Source organism: Halomonas sp. GXIMD04776 (genome assembly GCF_049808615.1).
Classification (GTDB): Bacteria; Pseudomonadota; Gammaproteobacteria; order Pseudomonadales; family Halomonadaceae; genus Modicisalibacter.
This window is the reverse complement of sequence record NZ_JBNCAN010000010.1, coordinates 1-18,231: the sequence shown is the minus strand read 5'-3', so window position 1 is coordinate 18,231 and position 18,231 is coordinate 1. Positions and strand designations below refer to the sequence as shown.

The 18,231-nt window shown below is 57.8% G+C and carries 17 protein-coding genes and 3 pseudogenes; 8 read left to right on the top strand and 12 right to left on the bottom strand.

The window, feature by feature from the left end; translation table 11 throughout:
* Positions 1 to 140 precede the first annotated feature (140 nt).
* Positions 141 to 312: pseudogene (locus ACPF7Z_RS08300) on the top strand (IS30 family transposase); the annotation flags it as partial.
* A 169-nt stretch (positions 313 to 481) separates the two neighbouring features.
* Here the strand turns inward: ACPF7Z_RS08300 and ACPF7Z_RS08295 are convergent.
* Positions 482 to 1,636, bottom strand: coding sequence for an acyl-CoA dehydrogenase family protein (locus ACPF7Z_RS08295; protein WP_045992696.1), 1,155 nt, complete (start codon positions 1,634 to 1,636; stop codon positions 482 to 484).
* Between the two features lie 51 nt (positions 1,637 to 1,687).
* Positions 1,688 to 2,509 carry an IclR family transcriptional regulator gene (locus ACPF7Z_RS08290; protein WP_425192801.1) on the bottom strand — a complete coding sequence of 274 codons (822 nt, stop codon included), beginning with the start codon at positions 2,507 to 2,509 and terminating at the stop codon, positions 1,688 to 1,690.
* A gap of 283 nt (positions 2,510 to 2,792) precedes the next feature.
* Here ACPF7Z_RS08290 and ACPF7Z_RS08285 point away from each other — a divergent pair, with 283 nt between their 5' ends.
* The 7 genes from ACPF7Z_RS08285 to pcaF all read left to right on the top strand — a co-directional run bounded on the left by ACPF7Z_RS08285 (position 2,793) and on the right by pcaF (position 11,098).
* Positions 2,793 to 3,584, top strand: coding sequence for an enoyl-CoA hydratase (locus ACPF7Z_RS08285; protein ID WP_425192800.1), 792 nt, complete (start codon positions 2,793 to 2,795; stop codon positions 3,582 to 3,584).
* The gene (locus ACPF7Z_RS08280) at positions 3,581 to 5,113 is read left to right on the top strand and encodes a 3-hydroxyacyl-CoA dehydrogenase (protein ID WP_425192799.1); all 1,533 of its coding nucleotides are present in this window, start codon (positions 3,581 to 3,583) and stop codon (positions 5,111 to 5,113) included. Before ACPF7Z_RS08285 ends, ACPF7Z_RS08280 begins: the two co-directional genes overlap by 4 nt.
* A gap of 41 nt (positions 5,114 to 5,154) precedes the next feature.
* Positions 5,155 to 6,378: a CaiB/BaiF CoA transferase family protein gene (locus tag ACPF7Z_RS08275; RefSeq protein WP_425192798.1), complete on the top strand. Its 1,224-nt coding sequence runs from the start codon at positions 5,155 to 5,157 to the stop codon at positions 6,376 to 6,378.
* Positions 6,379 to 6,416: 38 nt separating this feature from the next.
* Complete coding sequence (locus tag ACPF7Z_RS08270; RefSeq protein WP_425192797.1) at positions 6,417 to 7,169, top strand: electron transfer flavoprotein subunit beta/FixA family protein; 753 nt, start codon at positions 6,417 to 6,419, stop codon at positions 7,167 to 7,169.
* Positions 7,166 to 8,104, top strand: coding sequence for an electron transfer flavoprotein subunit alpha/FixB family protein (locus ACPF7Z_RS08265; RefSeq protein WP_425192796.1), 939 nt, complete (start codon positions 7,166 to 7,168; stop codon positions 8,102 to 8,104). Before ACPF7Z_RS08270 ends, ACPF7Z_RS08265 begins: the two co-directional genes overlap by 4 nt.
* Before the next feature lie 76 nt (positions 8,105 to 8,180).
* Entirely contained in the window at positions 8,181 to 9,866 is a 1,686-nt protein-coding gene (locus ACPF7Z_RS08260; RefSeq protein WP_425192795.1) for an electron transfer flavoprotein-ubiquinone oxidoreductase, read from the top strand.
* 29 nt (positions 9,867 to 9,895) lie between these two features.
* Positions 9,896 to 11,098 carry a 3-oxoadipyl-CoA thiolase gene (gene pcaF, locus ACPF7Z_RS08255; protein ID WP_425192794.1) on the top strand — a complete coding sequence of 401 codons (1,203 nt, stop codon included), beginning with the start codon at positions 9,896 to 9,898 and terminating at the stop codon, positions 11,096 to 11,098.
* Between the two features lie 213 nt (positions 11,099 to 11,311).
* Here pcaF and ACPF7Z_RS08250 read toward each other — a convergent pair whose 3' ends face one another.
* The 10 genes and pseudogenes from ACPF7Z_RS08250 to ACPF7Z_RS08205 form a co-directional block, all read right to left on the bottom strand.
* Positions 11,312 to 11,917, bottom strand: a complete 606-nt coding sequence (locus ACPF7Z_RS08250) for a DUF1989 domain-containing protein (protein ID WP_425192793.1) — start codon at positions 11,915 to 11,917, stop codon at positions 11,312 to 11,314.
* On the bottom strand, positions 11,914 to 13,221 hold the full coding sequence (locus ACPF7Z_RS08245) for an amidase family protein (protein WP_425192792.1): 1,308 nt from the start codon (positions 13,219 to 13,221) through the stop codon (positions 11,914 to 11,916). Before ACPF7Z_RS08245 ends, ACPF7Z_RS08250 begins: the two co-directional genes overlap by 4 nt.
* A 190-nt stretch (positions 13,222 to 13,411) precedes the next feature.
* Positions 13,412 to 14,731, bottom strand: coding sequence for a TRAP transporter large permease (locus ACPF7Z_RS08240; RefSeq protein ID WP_045992687.1), 1,320 nt, complete (start codon positions 14,729 to 14,731; stop codon positions 13,412 to 13,414).
* 66 nt (positions 14,732 to 14,797) lie between these two features.
* The gene (locus ACPF7Z_RS08235) at positions 14,798 to 15,343 is read right to left on the bottom strand and encodes a TRAP transporter small permease subunit (protein ID WP_425192791.1); all 546 of its coding nucleotides are present in this window, start codon (positions 15,341 to 15,343) and stop codon (positions 14,798 to 14,800) included.
* Positions 15,336 to 16,355: a TRAP transporter substrate-binding protein DctP gene (dctP, locus tag ACPF7Z_RS08230; RefSeq protein ID WP_425192790.1), complete on the bottom strand. Its 1,020-nt coding sequence runs from the start codon at positions 16,353 to 16,355 to the stop codon at positions 15,336 to 15,338. The genes ACPF7Z_RS08235 and dctP overlap by 8 nt, the downstream gene beginning before the upstream one ends.
* A 445-nt stretch (positions 16,356 to 16,800) precedes the next feature.
* Positions 16,801 to 16,875 carry an ATP-binding protein gene (locus tag ACPF7Z_RS08225; protein ID WP_425192904.1) on the bottom strand — a complete coding sequence of 25 codons (75 nt, stop codon included), beginning with the start codon at positions 16,873 to 16,875 and terminating at the stop codon, positions 16,801 to 16,803.
* A gap of 226 nt (positions 16,876 to 17,101) precedes the next feature.
* Positions 17,102 to 17,257: an ATP-binding protein gene (locus ACPF7Z_RS08220; RefSeq protein ID WP_425192903.1), complete on the bottom strand. Its 156-nt coding sequence runs from the start codon at positions 17,255 to 17,257 to the stop codon at positions 17,102 to 17,104.
* 100 nt (positions 17,258 to 17,357) lie between these two features.
* A pseudogene (locus ACPF7Z_RS08215) lies at positions 17,358 to 17,510 on the bottom strand (Mu transposase domain-containing protein); the annotation flags it as partial.
* 47 nt (positions 17,511 to 17,557) lie between these two features.
* On the bottom strand, positions 17,558 to 17,782 hold the full coding sequence (locus ACPF7Z_RS08210) for a hypothetical protein (RefSeq protein WP_425192789.1): 225 nt from the start codon (positions 17,780 to 17,782) through the stop codon (positions 17,558 to 17,560).
* Positions 17,783 to 17,928: 146 nt separating this feature from the next.
* Positions 17,929 to 18,117 (bottom strand): annotated as a pseudogene (locus ACPF7Z_RS08205) (IS3 family transposase); the annotation flags it as partial.
* Positions 18,118 to 18,231 lie beyond the last annotated feature (114 nt).

The window sequence follows — 18,231 nt, the reverse complement described above, 5'->3', positions numbered from 1 at the left end:
ACATCTAAACTTAGCTTTGACATCCTGAATTCATAGAATAACCGCAGCACTTTGGACCACGCGGTAGCGGTAGGAGGGCCAGCGCCGGTTCCCTCCCTGCTATACCGACCAAAGTGAAGCAAAGCATGGGATACCGATAGCTGACCCAGACCCAACGATACCATATCCACGTCCACTATGACTTAGGCATCAGTCACCGCCAGCGGCTACGACCCCGAACAGGCGCAGGCCCGTAGTGATCACCGGCGGTACACCGCCTGGAAGTGGACGAAGCACTTGCCCAGCATGATCGCCACCGTCGTTGACCGGCTGCACACCTGCACAGGTACTTCTGGGGCAATACTCAGGAGCCCTGAACACCATAGGTGCTGCGCTTATTGCTTAAATTCAGGCATTCGACTGGATGAGGCCCGGGGTATAGGGCACGTGACGTAGGCGCAGGTCTAAAAAATTGCTTGAATTCAGGATCGGGAGTCGACGGTTATTCTTGTGCCTCACGAATCATGTTGCGTGAGATGATCACCTGCTGGATCTGGGTCGTTCCCTCGTACAGGCGGAAGAGCCTGACATCACGGTAGAACCGCTCGACAGCGTACTCACTGATGTAGCCGGCGCCGCCATGGATCTGGACGCCCCTGTCGGCGACTCGGCTGCACATTTCCGTGGCAAACATCTTGGCACAGGACGCCTCGGTACCGACGTTTTGCCCTGCGTCGCGCTTGCGAGCGGCATCTAGGACCATGCACCTGGCGGCGTAGATCTCCGCCTTGGAGTCGGCCAGCATCCCCTGGATCAGCTGGAACTCGGCGATCGGCTTGCGGAATTGCTTGCGTTCAATAGCGAAGCGAAGTGAGTCCTCTAAAATACGCTCGGCAGCACCAACTGAAATAGCTGCAATATGCAGGCGACCCTTGTCCAGCACCTTCATCGCGGTCTTGAAGCCAACACCTTCCTGTTCGCCTATCAGAGCTTTAGCTGGAACACGGACATTGTCGAAGATGACATCTGCAGTGTGAGCCCCCTTCTGGCCCATCTTCTTATCGCATTTTCCAATGGTGATGCCGGCAGTATCCGCATCTACAATGAAAGCGCTGATGCCTTTTGCGCCTTTGATATCCGGGTTGGTACGTGCCATGACGGTGAAGATACCGGCATGTGGTGCGTTGGTGATGTAGCGCTTTGTACCATTGATAATGTATTCATCACCTTCCTTTACAGCGGTAGTCCTTAATGACGCTGCATCGGATCCTGAGTCGGGTTCTGTCAGGCAGAAAGAGCTGAGAATTTCCCCGCTGGCTAGACGTGGGAGGTACCGTGATTTTTGCTCATCTGTACCGTCGAGAAGAATACCAATTGAGCCGATACCGTTGTTTGTTCCGATGAAGGAGCGGAAGGCGGGTGAGGTTCTGCCAAGTTCGAAGGCGATACTAACTTCCTCCTCCATTGTTACTCCGAGGCCACCAAACTCCTCCGGAATGGTAAGTCCAAACATTCCCATATCTCGCATTTGAGATACGATGTCTTCAGGGATTTGGTCGGTCTCGGCAACTTCTTCTTCTCGTGGAATAAGCTCTTCGTCGACAAAGCTTCTGATAGAGTTGAGAAGAATCTGCATTGTTTCCTGGTCGCGAATCATGATTTCACCTCGCTGATGTGCTGGCTTGCTGGTCAGTGCTTATCCCGCTGTCTACGAGATCTGGGTATTGATGTCATTCACCATCTGTACCAGCCGTGGTCCAATAAAATCCTCAAGCTTCTCGCGAGAAACCTGAAATTCGGGGCCTCCACAGTTGAACGCCAGTACGCCTAACAATGGATGGTTCATAGGAACCGCAACCGCATTTACCTTTTTCTGCCAATCGCCCATCGACAGGCAATAGCCATATTCTGCGTACTCTTTGAAGGCACCATCCAGTGCTCTGCGAATGTCCGGCCACTCGACAGGGTGGCTTTGCTGAAGATGCTCCATGATCACCTCGGCTTCTTCTCGTGGCATAGCGGCCAGGCAGGCGCGACCGGCAGAGCTTTGATGAATCGGGAGGCGTGTTCCGATCTGCCGGCGAATAGTGGAGCGAAGGGCACTCTGGACAACGTCCAGGTAGACCATATCTAAACGGTCACGTGCGGACATAGCCACGGTGGCGCCGACTTCATCGGCGAGGTTCACCATCAAAGGCTGTGCAACGGAGCGAATCGGCAGGTTGGAGATCATGGAGTAGCCAAAGGACATCACGCCTACGTCCAGTTGGTACTTCCCGCGCGGCAGGGGGCGGAGATAGCCAAGTCTGGCCAGGGTGTGGGTCAGCCGGCTTACGGTGGGTCGTGGCAGCCCTGTCTTTCTAGCCAAGTCTAGGTTGCTAAGCATGCTATCGCGCGGTGTGAAGCAGCGCAGCAGCTCCAGCCCCCGCGCCAACGAAGTCACGAATTGTCGATCCTTCTCCTGCTCTTCCATTGCATGGATAGGGTCCACCACGATTTGAAAATCGCTCTGGCTGTCTTTTTTATTCACTGTGTCTTCGCTCCCAGGGCGGATAGCAGTCATGAAAGTATGCACACGCCGCCTTTATGATGTCAACTATGCAGTCTTATAGTTCGCTTAGCGAACATTATGAAAGATTGTGATCGCCATAGGGCCGACGCGAGCGCTGTTTCTACATCCCTCCCCGAAGACCACAAGGCCACGCATGGGCTGCACTGCGATGTCGTTGACAGCTTTCCGCCAAACTGTGTAGGTTAACGAGTATAGCAAAATAAATGTCCGTATGGCGATCATTTTTACTGTGAGGTGGTGCATGAACGACAAGCAGCAGCCCGCCGAGGTATATCTTGCCTCGCTCGACGAAGGGGTGGCGGTGGTTCGCATTGATCGGCCATCCGCCAAGAATGCCCTCAACGGCGCCGTCAGGCGTCAGCTTGCCGAGTTGTTCTCCTCCCTGGCTCGGCGTGATGACGTGCGGGCTATCGTGCTGACAGGAGGTGAGCAGGTGTTTGTGGCCGGTGCTGACGTCAAGGAGTTCGCCATGGCGTCGCCGACCGAGATGCATTTGCGCTACAACGAGCGGTTCTGGGAGCCCATTGGGCATTGCCCCAAGCCGCTGATTGCTGCGGTCAACGGCTTCGCTCTGGGCGGCGGCTGTGAGCTTGCCATGCACTGCGACATCATCGTGGCCGGCGAGTCTGCTCGGTTCGGGCAACCTGAAGTCAAACTTGGCCTGATGCCTGGCGCTGGAGGGACCCAACGCCTGGTACGGGCGGTGGGCAAGTTTCAGGCGATGCGCATGCTGATGACCGGCTGCCTGGTATCGGCGCCCGATGCACTGCGTATGGGGTTAGTCAGCGAGGTCGTCCCCGATGAGCAGGCGCTCGAGCGTGCCAAGGCATTGGCTCAGGAAATTGCACATCTGCCGGCCTTAGCCGTGGAGCAGATCAAGGAGACGGTGCTCGCCGGTGCCGACCTGCCGCTTGAGAGTGCGCTGCTCCTCGAGCGGAAGGCCTTCCAGATGCTGTTCGACACCAAGGATCAGAAGGAAGGGGCTGCCGCCTTCATCGAGAAGCGCAAACCGGCCTATCGGGGGGAGTCATGAATGCAGGACAAGTGAATCGGCTGGGGATCGTTGGCACTGGTGTGATGGGCGCAGGGATCGCTCAGATCGCAGCTCAGGCCGGTCTCGAGGTCGCGCTGTTCGACAAGCGTGACGGGGCTGCCAGAGCCGCACGTGATGGCCTGCAGGTGACATTCGACAAACTGGTGAGCAAGGGCAAGCTTTCTCGTGAGTCTGCCGAGGTGGCCTTGGCCCACCTATTCGTCGTCGACTCGATGATGGCCCTGGCGGATTGCGACTTGGTCATCGAGGCAGTCGTCGAGGACCTTGGCGTCAAGCAGGCTCTGTTCGCCGAGCTGGAGGCAATAGTGGCCCGCGATTGCATTCTAGCGACCAATACCTCGTCACTTTCGGTCACGTCTATTGCCGCGGATCTAGCTTGTCCTGGCCGAGTTGCCGGCTTCCACTTCTTCAATCCCGTGCCGCTGATGAAGGTCATCGAGGTGATTGGTGGGATCGATACCGACGAGACTGTTGTTGACGCCCTGCTGGTGTTGGCAAGCCGGCTCGGACACACCGGCGTGCGTGCCCAAGATACCCCCGGTTTCATCGTCAACCATGCAGGACGCGCTTACAGCACAGAAGGGCTGAAGATTCTTGAGGAGCGGGTAGCGCCACCAGAGGACATCGATCGGATTCTTCACGAGGAGGCCGGGTTTCGGATGGGGCCGCTCGAGCTTTTTGATCTGACCGGCTTGGATGTCTCGCATCCTGCGATGGAGTCGATCTTCGAACAGTTCTATCACGATCCGCGTTATCGACCTTCCTCTATCTCCCGGCAGATGCTGAATGGTAACCGACTGGGGCGCAAGACAGAGGTTGGCTTCTACCGCTATGAGGCAGGCAGGAAAATTGAGGCATTGACGCCACAGCCGGTACCAGATGTCAGCGAGTTACCACCGGTCTGGGTGGGGGGTGAGGATGCCGACCTGCGTGCAGAAGTCGCGACGCTGCTGGAGTCACTCGGCGGGCGAGTGGAGCCGACAGACTCACCCTCTGAACAGTCGCTCTGCTTGTTGCTCCCCTTTGGTGACGATGCCGTGAGTGCGAGTCAGCACTTCGGCGTCGACCCCGAACGTACACTCTGCCTCGATGTCTTCCTGGGGCTTGAGCGTCATCGCACGCTAATGATGACACCGGTCACTCGACAGGAAATGCGTGACGCGGCTCATGCGCTACTGGCATCGGATGGTAGCGGAGTGACGGTCATTCGTGACAGTGCTGGATTTGTCTCGCAGCGTGTGCTGGCGTCAGTGGTCAATTTGGCCTGCGAAATCGCTCAGCGCGAAATTGCTACTCCTGTCGATATCGATAATGCCGTCAGGCTAGGGCTCAACTATCCTCAGGGGCCCCTGGCTTGGGGAGATGGGCTGGGAGCGAAGCGGGTGCTTGGGATATTGGATCGTATCCACACATTGACTGGAGACCCTCGTTATCGGCCAAGCCTTTGGTTGCGCCGTCGAGCCACGCTTGGTGTTTCACTGCTTCACGTGGCGCCAATTGGTCGATGATATTGGAGACTCACCATGTTGGTGACAGTGGGGAGAGTTCTATGGGAGCACTAACGGGAATTAGAGTGCTTGACTTGAGTCGTGTGCTGGCCGGCCCTTGGTGCAGCCAGATACTGGCTGACCTTGGCGCAGATATCGTCAAGGTAGAGCGTGTTGATCATGGGGATGATACCCGAGCCTGGGGCCCCCCTTATATGAAAGATGCTCAAAAAAATTGGACGCAGGAATCTTCATACTATCAGTCTACTAACCGAAACAAACGGTCTGTGGCTATTGATATTGCCACCAAGAAAGGCCAAGAGATCATCCGTGCTTTGGCCACAGAGAGCGATGTGCTTATCGAAAACTTCAAGGCAGGATCATTGAAGAAGTACGGGCTTGATTATGAATCAATCTCTAAGCTCAACCCCAGGCTAGTTTATTGCTCCATTACAGGCTTCGGTCAGACAGGGCCTCGCGCTCAGGAGCCCGGCTATGATTTCATCATCCAGGGCATGGGAGGATTGATGAGCATCACCGGGGAGCGTGATGGCCTCCCAGGTGGTGGTCCGCAGAAGGTGGGAGTAGCCGTCACCGACGTAATGACGGGTCTTTACTCTGTTATTGCTATCCAGGCTGCTCTGCTGGCACGTCAAAAGACGGGCCGTGGCCAGCATTGCGACATGGCGCTGCTGGATGTGCAGGTAGCCGCACTGGGGAACCAGAGCCAGAACTATCTCAGCACCGGTGTTTCACCTGGACGTTATGGTAACGCGCATGCCAACATCGTTCCTTATAACTCTTTCCATGCGAGCGACAAGGACTTCATCATCGCTTGTGGCAATGATTCACAATTTTCGGCTTTATGTGAAGCCATTGGGTTGCCAGAACTGTCCGCAGATCCCCGGTTTTCGAAAAATGAAAATCGCGTCAGAAACCGAGATGCGATCACCAAAATTCTTTCGGAACATTTCAAATTCGATGCCGCTGAGGTGTGGGTAGAAAAGATAAGCAAAGTCAAAGTTCCGGTTGGAGTCATTAACAATGTCGCCGATGCTCTTGCCGAACCTCAGGTGGGTGCACGTGGAATGCTGGTTAATATACCCCACTCTATGAACCCTGATTTCACGATGGTCGGCAGCCCGATTCATCTGTCTGATACTCCGGTGGAGTACAAAAGACCTGCGCCACTTCTGGGGCAGGATACTGACGATGTGCTGGCCGAATACCTTGATCTCTCCCCAGAGAAGTTGTCGCAACTCAAAATCGACGGTGTGGTGGGTTAATTTTTTCCAAGAGTTTTGAGAATTACTGAGGAGTGCTGATGAAAGTCCTCATCGCGGTCAAACGCGTCATCGACTACAACGTCAAGATCCGGGTCAAGCCAGATCATTCCGACGTCGACCTCACCAATGTCAAGATGGCCATGAACCCCTTCTGCGAGATCGCAGTGGAAGAGGCAGTGCGCCTGAAGGAGAAGGGCGTGGCCACCGAGGTGGTCGTCGCTTCCGTTGGGCCCAAGGCCACCCAGGAGCAGCTGCGTACCGCGCTGGCACTGGGCGCCGATCGCGCCGTACACGTCGAGACCGACGAGCGGCTCGAGTCGCTGGGTGCCGCCAAGGCGCTGGCCAAGATCGTCGAGGAGGAGCAGCCGGGCCTCACGATCCTCGGCAAGCAAGCCATCGACACCGACAACAACCAGACCGGCCAGATGCTGGCGGCGCTGACCGGGCTGCCCCAGGGCACCTTCGCTTCCGCGGTAGTCGTCGAGGGCGAAAAGGCCAAGGTGACCCGCGAGATCGACGGCGGCCTGCAGACCGTCGAACTGACCCTGCCGGCGATCGTCACCACCGACCTGCGCCTCAACGAGCCGCGCTACGCCAAACTGCCCGACATCATGAGGGCCAAGAAGAAGCCGATGGACGTCAAGACCCCGGCGGACCTCGGCATCGAGGTGGCCTCCAAGGTCAAGCTGGTCAAGGTCGAGCCGCCGGCCGAGCGCCAGGGCGGCATCAAGGTGGGCTCCGTCGATGAACTCGTGGACAAACTCAAGAACGAAGCCAAGGTGATCTCATGAGCATTCTCGTCCTAGCCGAACACCATGACGGTGCCCTGGCCGGCGCCACCGCACACGTGGTCGCCGCGGCTAAAGAGATCGGTGGCGACATCGACGTGCTGGTGGCCGGTGAGAACGTCTCCGCCATCGCCGAGGCGGCCGCCAAGCTCGACGGCGTGAGCCGCGTTTGCGTCGCCGACCACGCCGTCTATGCCCACCAGCTCGCCGAGCCCATGGGCGCGCTGCTGGCCGAACTGGCCGACGACTACAGCCACCTGCTGGCAGCGGCCTCCACCGCCGGCAAGAACGTGCTGCCGCGGGTCGCGGCGCTGAAGGACGTGGCGCAGCTCTCCGAGATCATCACGGTCGAGAGTGCCGACACCTTCAAGCGGCCGATCTACGCCGGCAACGCCATCGCCACCGTGCAGAGCGACGACGCCCTGAAAGTGATCACCGTGCGCGCCACTGCCTTCGATGCGGTCGCCGAGGGCGGCAGCGCCGTCATCGAAGCCGTCGACGTCGTCGCCGACAACGCCCAGTCCACCTTCGTCAAGGAGGAACTGGCCGAGAGCGACCGGCCCGAGCTGGGCGCCGCCAAGGTGGTTGTCTCCGGCGGCCGCGGCATGGGCAGCGGCGACAATTTCAAGCTCCTCGAGGGCATCGCCGACAAGCTGGGGGCGGCGATCGGCGCCTCGCGCGCCGCGGTGGACGCCGGCTTCGTGCCCAACGACATGCAGGTCGGTCAGACCGGCAAGATCGTCGCCCCGGAGCTGTATATCGCCGTGGGTATCTCGGGTGCCATCCAGCACCTGGCGGGCATGAAGGACTCCAAGGTGATCGTCGCCATCAACAAAGACGAGGAGGCTCCAATCTTCCAGGTCGCCGACTATGGCCTGGTCGCGGATCTGTTTGAGGCCCTGCCAGAGCTGGAAAGCAAGCTGTTAGGGCGAGCTTGATTCAGTAGTACTCTCTCCGATTGTCGGTGGTAGCGCGTGCCGTCGCCGCCGACTTTTTTCTCCAAGGGGGCAGAACATGGCGTCAGAAAACGAACGCGAGTCCATGGACTTTGACGTGGTCATCGTCGGCGCCGGGCCGTCGGGCCTGGCCGCGGCCTGCCGCCTGATGCAGCAGGCCCAGGAGGCCGAGCAAGAGCTGACCGTGTGCGTGGTAGAGAAGGGCTCCGAGGTCGGCGCCCACATCCTCTCCGGGGCGGTCTTCGAGCCCCGCGCCCTGCAGGAGCTGTTCCCCGACTGGAAGGAGCGCGGCGCGCCGCTGACCACCCCCGCCATCCGCGACGAGCTCTACCTGCTCAAGGACGCCGAGAAGGGCCAGAAGCTGCCCAACGCCCTGGTGCCCAAGAGCATGCACAACACCGGCGGCGACCTCACCCGCTACGTGATCAGCGCCGGCAACCTGTGCCGCTGGTTGGCCGAGCAGGCCGAGGAACTCGGCGTCGAGGTGTTCCCCGGCTTCGCCGCCCAGGAGCTGATCATCGAGGACGAGGTGGTCAAGGGCATCCTGGTCGGCGATATGGGCGTGGGCGCCGACGGTCAGCCCAAGGACGGCCATATGCCCGGCATGGAGCTGCGCGCCAAGTACACCCTGTTCGCCGAGGGCGCCCGGGGCCACCTCGGCAAGCGGCTGATCGAGCGCTTCGACCTGGCGGCCGGCAAGGATCCCCAGCACTACGGCATCGGCCTCAAGGAGCTGTGGGATATCCCCGCCGACAAGCACGAACCGGGCCTGGTGCTGCACGGTTCCGGCTGGCCGCTGGACAAGCACACCCAAGGCGGCTGGTTCCTCTATCATGCCGAGAATGCCCAGGTGGTGGTCGGCCTGATCATGGACCTCTCCTACCAGAACCCCTGGCTGTCGCCCTTCGACGAGTTCCAGCGCATGAAGCACCATCCGGTGCTCAAGCAGTATCTCGAGGGCGGCAAGCGGGTCGCCTACGGGGCCCGGGCCATCGCTAAGGGCGGGCTCAACTGCCTGCCGAAGATGACCTTCCCCGGCGGCCTGTTGATCGGCTGCGATGCCGGCACCCTGAACTTCGCCAAGATCAAGGGCCTGCACACCGCCATGAAGTCCGGCATGGTGGCCGCCGAGACGGTCTTCGAGGCGCTCAACGATAGTGACGCAAACGCGGCCGGCGACGAGGGCGGCGCCGATCTGACCACCTTCGAGGGCAAATGGCAGGCCAGCTGGGCCTACCAGGAACTCGACGAGAGCCGCAGCTTCGGACCGGCGATCCACAAGTACGGCACCGTGCTCGGCGGCGCCTACAACTTCCTCGACCAGCTCGTCGGCGGCAAGTTGCCGACCCTGCACGACACCACCCCGGATCATGCGACGCTCAAGAAGGCGGCCGAGTGCGAGAAGATCGACTACCCCAAGCCGGACGGCACGCTCTCCTTCGACAAGCTCTCCTCGGTGTTCCTCTCCAACACCAATCACGAGGAGGACCAGCCCTGCCACCTGAAACTCACCGATCCGGAGCTGCCGATCCGCGATAACCTGCCCGAGTACGCCGAGCCGGCTCAGCATTATTGCCCGGCCGGGGTCTACGAGGTGGTCGAGGACGACGACGGCACGCCGAGGTTCCAGATCAACTTCCAGAACTGCGTGCACTGCAAGACCTGCGACATCAAGGACCCGGCCCAGAACATCACCTGGGTGGCGCCGGAGGGCGGCGGCGGGCCCAACTATCCGAATATGTGAGCACACATCTTCATCGAATGGAGCGTGTTATGACCGACGTTTACCTCTGCCATCCGCGGAGAACCGCCGTGGGCCGCTTCGGTGGCACCCTTTCCAGCGTGCGCTCCGACGATTTCGCTGCCACCATCTTCAAGGCGGTGCTGGCGCAAGCGCCCGAGCTGGACCCTGCTGCCATTGAAGAGGTCTTCATGGGCTGCGCCAACCAGGCCGGCGAGGACAACCGCAACGTGGCGCGCATGGCGTCGCTACTGGCGGGCCTGCCGTCCTCGGTGCCCGGCACCACCCTAAATCGCCTGTGCGGCTCCGGCATGGACGCGGTGGGCACCGCCTTCCGCGCCATCAAGGCCGGCGAGATGGGCCTGGCCCTCGCCGGCGGCGTGGAGTCCATGTCCCGCGCTCCCTACGTGCTGGGCAAGGCCGACGGCGCCTTCTCCCGCGGCCAGAAGATCGAGGACACCACCATCGGCTGGCGCTTCATCAACCCGCAGATGAAGCAGGCCTACGGCGTCGACTCCATGCCGGAGACCGCCGAGAACGTGGCCGAGCAGTTCAGCATCTCCCGCGAGGACCAGGACGCCTTCGCCCTGCGCTCCCAGCAAAAGGCCGCCGCCGCGCAGGCGGCCGGCCGCTTCGCCGAGGAGATCACGCCGATCAAAGTTCCCCGGCGCAAGCAGGAACCGCTGATCTTCGATAAGGACGAGCACCTGCGCGAAACCAGTCTCGAGAAGCTCGCCGGCCTGCCCACGCCCTTCCGCGAGGGCGGCAGCGTCACCGCCGGCAACGCCTCCGGGGTCAACGATGGCGCCGCCGCCATGCTGGTGGCCAGCCAGGCGGCGGTTGAGCAGCATGGCCTGACGCCCATGGCGAGGATCCTCGGCATGGCCACCGCCGGGGTCGAACCGCGCATCATGGGCTACGGCCCGGTGCCGGCGGTCAACCGCCTGCTAGCGAGGACCGGCGTGTCGCTCGATGAGATCGACCTCATCGAGCTCAACGAGGCCTTCGCCGCCCAGGCACTGGCCTGCATGCGCGACTTGGGGATTGCTGACGACGACCCGCGGGTCAACCCCAATGGCGGCGCCATTGCCCTCGGCCACCCCCTGGGCATGTCCGGTGCGCGTCTGCTGATGACTGCCGCCCATGAGCTTCAGAAGAACGGTAAGCGCTACGCACTGTGCACGATGTGCGTCGGCGTGGGGCAAGGTATCGCTATATTACTTGGTGCGCCATAGCGTGATCCGAAGTTCATGATTAGGTGTTTCTAGGGGAGTGCTAAGGCGACATAGGCACAACAGGTGCTGCACTTATTGCTTGAATTCAGGGTTCACTGCCTGGGCTAGAGAGATCTGCTTTATCGGTTGGCCCGGTCAGGTGACAGCAGGGTAACCATATTTACCCCGCCGACAGCTGCCAGGCAGCTGCGGCGGGATTGATAAAGCATTCCCCTAGATGATCAAGTAGTGGACATTTTTCGGCGTGCAGTCCGCGCCATTTACGGGCGTGACGTCCATTGGGCATGCAGATAGTACAAGGATACAGTCAATAAGGGCAGTGAAAACTATATAATCATTGGGCTTGCTTGTTGGATGGCTAATTTTTATATTCCGATTCTCTGTAACTGGGACGTTCATCCAAAGATTAAGAGGGTTTGGAACAGTCGTAGCGTCAAATCCTGCCTCAAAAAGAGCTTCAAAAAAATTGTCACGGCAATTGCGGTGGCCAGCCTGGCATCCATAATTTTTATAGAGCCATTTATCACAACATGCATATAACATGTCGTGGTTGCCAGGAGAAGTGTCCTCTTCAATAAGAATCATTTTTGTTCGCCGATTGCTGAAAAGACAGTCGCTGGGCTCGGGAAATAGCCTGCCATTCATCCTGCGCGTATGCTCTACTGAAAGATACTCGCTGGTATCGTTTAGATTTAGCGCCCAAGTATCCACAACTTGACTACCGTAGGTGTTTATGAGTTTTATTTTCTGACCTTTTCGAAGGGTAAGCGCCTTGCCATACCCGCCGGCGATTTCGTTTATAGCTTGCTCGGAATTCATGTGTTTACTCCTCTTGATTTAGACAGAATTTTTTCTGTGATCTCTGCCAGGAACAGGAGAGACTCTTCGTTCAGCGATGCGCTCATGAGGCTAAGCCCGACTGGCCACTGGCTTGGATAGTGGCAGGGTAATGTAACGCTTGGAAGATCAAAAATGTTTGCAAATACTGTGTGTCTAAGTAGTTTGTTGTTAAGCTCGAGGAAGCTTTCTTCGTTTTTGATGTTGTCAACCTCTGGCGCTATGATTGGGCAGGTTGGAAAGAGGACAGCATCATAGGAGGCAAGCTGTTCTTGCGCTTTAGCAATATGGAGTTGTCTAAGCTGGAGGAGGTTGATGTAATTTTCTGCTGAACACTCTTTCCCGAGACGAAGTCGGGAAAGTGTGACTTTCTCATACCGGTCATATCTTTTTTCGAGCTGTGATTTATGGAAAGAATATGCCTCCGATGCAATTATTCCTCCGTTGCGAACAATCTTAAAAGCATCTGTGAATAATGATAACTCGCCGCGCACTATGTCCCATCCTTCATGACGCAGTGTAGTTAGCGCCGCCTCGAATGCATGAGAAGTTTCCGCATCTAGATTTTCGAAGAAGTGGACAGGTAACAAAAGGCGTGGGTGGCGGCTTGGAGATAATCTTTCTCCATCTTCGCTTGAGATCGCGGCAAAAACTTTTCTTACAGCATCAACGGTGGGCGCAAGAATCCCTACGCTATCAAGGGAGATGGACAGAGGAAGAACGCCTTTGGTTGGCACACGGGCCTGACGCGGGCGAATACCCACGAGCCCACACAGAGCGGCTGGAATACGAACCGACCCAGCCGTGTCGGTCCCAATCGAGGCATCACCCCAACCTTGGGCGAGCGCGGCAGCAGCCCCTGTAGACGAGCCTCCGCAAAGCCTCAGGGTGCCGTCACTGAGGCTCGGATTCAGTGGCGTTCCGAAATACCGGTTGATCCCGGGTGTTGAGTAGGCGATTTCCGTCATATTGGTCTTGCCAAATATGATACTTCCGGCGGCTCTCAATCGGGAAACTATAGTTGCATCACTTGTCGCCGGCTTTTCGTCTAAAAAGGCGGCAGAACCTGCTGTAGTCGTGAAGTTTTCCAGATCGATGTTGTCCTTGATCGAAATCAGCCATCCATCAACCGATGACCTCCCTCGCACATGTGCCCTGCAGGCCTGCGAGGCCTTCTGTCTCGCTCCAGTGAAGTCTAAAAGTGTAAAAACTTTGTCCGCGTTAAGTTGGTCAGCCTGAACTGCTTCGACGAGTTTTTCGAGCCGTGAATAGCCGTCTACCTGCATAAAAGGGCTCCTAATATTACGATAGACCACGTAAGTTATAGTGCTTTCATATTATTCGATTAAAAATTGACTCTGATCAGTTTTTAAAAACTTAACCAAGAGCTCTTGTTGAATGTTTTCAACATCGATCCTTTAAAGTTTTTTTCGCCTTTAAAAACTCTATATACACCAAACGGAAATAAATTCCACACTAGAAAAGAAAGTTGGGCAGCCACAGGGCGATCCTGGGGAAAGCCACGATCAACGCCAGCCCGAGGACCTGTAGCCCCACAAACGGAAGTGCTGAGCGGTAAATATCGACAATACTTATCGACTTCGGTGAGACCGACCTCATATAGAAGAGGTTGTAGCCGAAGGGGGGAGTGAGGTAGGCGGACTGCATGCTCAGGATGAACAGCACTGCAAACCAGATGGTATCGAAGCCCAGTTCGCGCACGATGGGCACGTAAACAGGCACCGTAATGAAGAGGATGGCGAAATCGTCAAGGAACATACCCAGCAGGAAGAAGCTGAAGAGCATGAAGATGATCACGGTGTAGGGTGACAGGGAGAAGTCGCTAATCAGATCACTAAACACCATTCCGGCTCCCAGGCCCATGTAGATGCGGCTGAAAAAGACTGCGGCAATGGCGATCCAGATCAGCATGCCTGTGATTTTGGTGGTATTGAGCATCACGTAGCGCAGCAGGTTCCAGCTGAGCTTGCCATGCATGGCGGCGATCAGTAGAGCACCCGCTGCGCCCACCGCTGATGCTTCGGAGGGAGAGGTCACGCCACCAATGATGCAGCCTAGTACGGTTACCACCAGCAGCCCCGGCGCCACGATATGTCGCAAAGACTGCAGCTTCTCCCTAGCCGAGTAACGTTCTGCGGGCGGCGTAGCAGGTCCGAGCTCCGGTTTGAGCCGGCAGCGGATCAGGATATAGGCCATGTAGATACCAGCCAGCATCAGGCCCGGCATCAGGCCGGCCGCAAACAGCTTTCCTACCGACTCCCTGGCCAGGAAGGCGTAGACGATCATCAGCACGCTGGGCGGGATCAGAAAGCCCAAAGCCCCCCCCGCCATGATGGTACCGGTGACCAGCCGCTTGTGATAGCCGCGCTTGAGCATGGCGGGTAGGGCGATGATACCCAAGCTCACCGTGGCCGCGCCGGAGACGCCGGCCATGGCAGCGATCAGCGCACAGATTAGCACCGTGCCCACGCCGAGGCCCCCAGGAATGCTGCCCATCAGTTTGTGGATCATCCCGAAGAGGTCATCGGTAATGCCCGACCTTTCGAGTACCAGGCCCATGAAGATGAACAGCGGCAGTGAGACCAGCAGGAAATTGTCCATGGCGCTGTAGGCCGAGGCTAGCAGCAGGTCTAGACCACCCGGGCCAAACATCAGATAAGCGCTGCCCATGCCTGATATCATCAGGGCTATGGCCAGAGGGGCTCCCATCGCCATGAGCACCAGCATGGAGAAGAACATGATGGCGGTAATTGTCAGGGGCTCGAGTTCAATCATAATAAAGCCCTACTTTCAGCATGCTCAGCTGGCATGCAAGGAGTGTGGAGGTTCGCAATGTGACGTTCATGGGGCTGTACCGTCCGGGTCGTCGCGGGGGTCCTGATAGGTGACGCCGGCCAGGCGCAGAGCGGCGCGTACCAACTCGGCCAGGCACTGCAGCATCAGCAGGCCCACAGCTAGGGGGATGGTAGCTTTGATTGGCCAGAGCGGTGGGCGCCAAACGCTGCTGTTGGAGAACTCGCCGATCTCCCAAGAGAGGTACGCGAAGTCCACTGCCATCCGTAGAACCACTGCCAGCACTACTAGGGCAAGGGTGAATATCACTAGGTCGCAGAGAGCCTGGGCACGCCTAGGTAGCAGACGATAAATGACGTCGCTGCGCACGTGACCTTGATGGCGAAGGGTGTAGCTACCCGCCAGGATGCCGAGTGCACCGAAGAACATGGTCGAAAGTTCATGCCCCCAGATAGTGGGGGAATTGAGAATATAGCGAGCCATAACTTCGAAGATAAGCACACCGATGATCCCTAGCGTCAGCCAGGAGATGGCCCTCCCGACCCAGTCAGAAAGACCATCTTGCACCCTGATATAGAGGGTGACTTTACTCACTCAACCGTCCTTGCTCGATGGCGTTGTTGATCAGGATTTCCACTGCGCGGGCGTTGCGATCAGATTTCTTAGCTTCCGCTTCCCAAATAGGCAGTGAAGCCTCAGTCAAGCGCCGGGAATCTTTTTCCGGAAGCCTAGCGAACTCGAAGAGCTCACCTTCGTTAATAATGCGCTGATTGCCCTCTTCCAGCCAGTTGTGGATATCCTCAAGGTACTTTGAAATCGCACCTTTAAGGATCTCCTTTTGCTCTTCGGTTAGACGCTCCCAACTACCAGGGTTGATTAGTACACTCTCGGTCCACCCCGGGTTGAGCAGGTTGATATCAGTATAGTACTGGGCAACCTCGTGGAGCTTAAGCTGTTCATAGTCCAACGGCCCGCCATAGATGGCACCGTCGACTAAGCCGGTCGAAAGGGCGACATAGAGCTCCTCAGCTGGTAAGAATGTTGTTGGAATATCAAAGTTCTCCAACACAGTTGCGATTGAGCTGGTGGAGCGAATACGCATGTCGCGTAAATCAGCCAAGCTGGTGACCGGCTCGCTGGTTAACAGGCCGTAATCGCTGCCGTAGCCACGACCGATTAGCTTGACCCCTTGTTCTTCATAGGCTTCTGCAACTAACTCATCTAACCCCTGATTGGTGAAGATATCGCGCGCCTCTTCGACGCTAAACCAGGCACCAGGCAGACCGCTTTCGATCGTGCCGATACCTACTCGTCCTGGCCAGTAGCTGCCCACGCCGTGGGCAATATCAATGGTTCCACGTGCCACTGCATCCACAAACTGGTCACTATCAACAAGCTCGCCGCCGCGTAGAAATTGGATGCGAATGGAGCCATCACTAGCGTTGCTCACATAGTCGCGAAAATCTTCGGCTATTGAGTCAAGCTCTGTCCCGTAAAAGGTGTGCATGCGTAGACGAACGTTTTCGGCATATGCCAGTTGGCTGATAAAAATGGAGCTGACTACCGAAGTGGAAAGAATGCTCTTGAGAAGGAGTGAGAGTTTCATATAGTCCTCTTCGTGATCATATTGTCATTTTCTGAAAACTAGTCATTGCTAATTTCAGGTGCGGATGAATAGTTGCGCTGAATCAATCCACGTTTGATTAAGGGACCCAGCATGCGGAATTCTATGGGTATGCCTTAAAAGTCTGCTATGCGGACATATGATTCGCAAAACAATTTCAGCTTAATGTGCCTAGCGACAGGGCTGATATGCGACTTTAGTATAGATTCTTGGGCATTCCGGTCCCTTGTGAGCAAGCGGCCATTGCGGCGTGTCATTTCTCGATGTCAAGTGACACCAGAAAGTGACCTCCTTGCGACAGTTGAATCTGCTCCCCCTTACCCTCTGACGACCTGTTCGTGATGGTGGATGGAATCAGGCCAGCCCAGCCCAGCCCAGCCCAGCCCAGCCCAGCCCAGCCCAGCCCAGCCTTGCGCTTGGCCCGCAGTCAGTAACTGTCACCTCCGATGGTGATGACGTGACTGTGATGTAGTAGCCGGTCGAGGATGGCAGTGGGAACCACATCATCACTGAGCACCTCTCCCCCACTAGCTGTCCGTACAGTTGCTGGTGACCAATAGGCTGCCGGGTTAGTAGCGCCGGGTGACCAGTTGGAAGAACAACAGGTTGGCCGCCCCCGGTTCCAGCGGTAGGTAGCTCAGCTTGGCGATGATCAATAGCTTGGGCTGGCGAAATGCCTCAACCGCTCCTCAAGGACACCATTGCATGGGTCTGGACCAATTGGGTGATCAGTGCCGTGGCGGTGGTGAACGGCACCGAATAGCTGGCCTTGAACGCTCCCGACCCAGTGCCACGGCGAGGTGGCTATTGCCCATCCCCGGCGGGCCTAGCAGCAGCAGGGCATCGCCGTTGGCGATCCAGCGTCCACAGGCTAGTTCGAGGATCTGACCGGGATCGACGGCAGGCTGGGCGCTGAAGTCGAACCCTTCCAGGCCAGTAGCCGACGATGCCCTGCAGGTGCTCCGGCAGGCAGCGAACCTGGCGGCGCCCGCCCAGCTTTGGGTCGCGGGCCACCTCGCGGCCAGCGTGGTTTACCCGCAGTTCACCGTCGGTCACGTTGACTTGGACCGGCTCGCCGATCAGGCGCCAAGGCACGCTGTAGTGGTCGGTGTCGACCTCCATGGTAGAATCGCGTTGAACCCGACGGCTCTGTTATCGGGCCTGCTCGAAGGGTGCCCAGTCGTTCAGCCGCTGCAGCCTGGCTTGCTCGGCGATGATGCGCACCGACGGTAGCTCTCAGGGGGTCCGTGTACCCGCTGGTTGGCGATCTCGCGCATCCACCAGATCAGGTGGGCCTCCATCGCCGCCCAGGAGGCGAAGGTCCGGCCAGCGATGGCGTTGCGCTTCACATAGCCAACGCCGCGCTCATCCTTGCCCTTGGTACGGGCGCGGTACGGCGCACAGGCCACCGGCGGAATCCCCAGTAGCTGTGGGGTTCCGGATGAACAACCTACCGAGAGATCACAACTAGCCGAGGGTGCCGACAAAGAGGAAGACCTTAAGGGTCTCATCACCGATGCTGATCTGTTCTGGTCAAGTCAGAGCGGACACATTTTCAAGCCGCAGCTGCCAATTCAATCTCCCTCGGCGTCTGGTAGCCCAGGGTGGAGTGGAGCCGGCAGCTGTTGTACTCCATCTCGATGTATTCGATCACGTCCCTGCGTGCGGCCTGTCGGCTCCAGTATCGCTGGCCAGCCAGCCATTCGCTTTTCAGTGAGCCGAAGAAGCGCTCCATGACAGCATTGACGCTCCTATGTCAAGGCGAAGTGCTGGCGGCCTGCAAATCCTTGATGATCAGTGGGTAGAGTTCACGCACGATGTAGCGCTTGAGACAACGGTGGATCTCTTTCGTTGAGCG

Excerpts from the sequence above, each read along its gene's own strand:
- ACPF7Z_RS08295 (WP_045992696.1), bottom strand. The coding sequence starts at position 1,636 with ATGATTCGCGACCAGGAAACAATGCAGATTCTTCTCAACTCTATCAGA.
- ACPF7Z_RS08285 (WP_425192800.1), top strand. The coding sequence starts at position 2,793 with ATGAACGACAAGCAGCAGCCCGCCGAGGTATATCTTGCCTCGCTCGAC.
- ACPF7Z_RS08280 (WP_425192799.1), top strand. The coding sequence starts at position 3,581 with ATGAATGCAGGACAAGTGAATCGGCTGGGGATCGTTGGCACTGGTGTG.
- ACPF7Z_RS08275 (WP_425192798.1), top strand. The coding sequence starts at position 5,155 with ATGGGAGCACTAACGGGAATTAGAGTGCTTGACTTGAGTCGTGTGCTG.
- ACPF7Z_RS08270 (WP_425192797.1), top strand. The coding sequence starts at position 6,417 with ATGAAAGTCCTCATCGCGGTCAAACGCGTCATCGACTACAACGTCAAG.
- ACPF7Z_RS08265 (WP_425192796.1), top strand. The coding sequence starts at position 7,166 with ATGAGCATTCTCGTCCTAGCCGAACACCATGACGGTGCCCTGGCCGGC.
- ACPF7Z_RS08260 (WP_425192795.1), top strand. The coding sequence starts at position 8,181 with ATGGCGTCAGAAAACGAACGCGAGTCCATGGACTTTGACGTGGTCATC.
- pcaF (WP_425192794.1), top strand. The coding sequence starts at position 9,896 with ATGACCGACGTTTACCTCTGCCATCCGCGGAGAACCGCCGTGGGCCGC.
- ACPF7Z_RS08250 (WP_425192793.1), bottom strand. The coding sequence starts at position 11,917 with ATGAATTCCGAGCAAGCTATAAACGAAATCGCCGGCGGGTATGGCAAG.
- ACPF7Z_RS08245 (WP_425192792.1), bottom strand. The coding sequence starts at position 13,221 with ATGCAGGTAGACGGCTATTCACGGCTCGAAAAACTCGTCGAAGCAGTT.
- ACPF7Z_RS08240 (WP_045992687.1), bottom strand. The coding sequence starts at position 14,731 with ATGATTGAACTCGAGCCCCTGACAATTACCGCCATCATGTTCTTCTCC.
- dctP (WP_425192790.1), bottom strand. The coding sequence starts at position 16,355 with ATGAAACTCTCACTCCTTCTCAAGAGCATTCTTTCCACTTCGGTAGTC.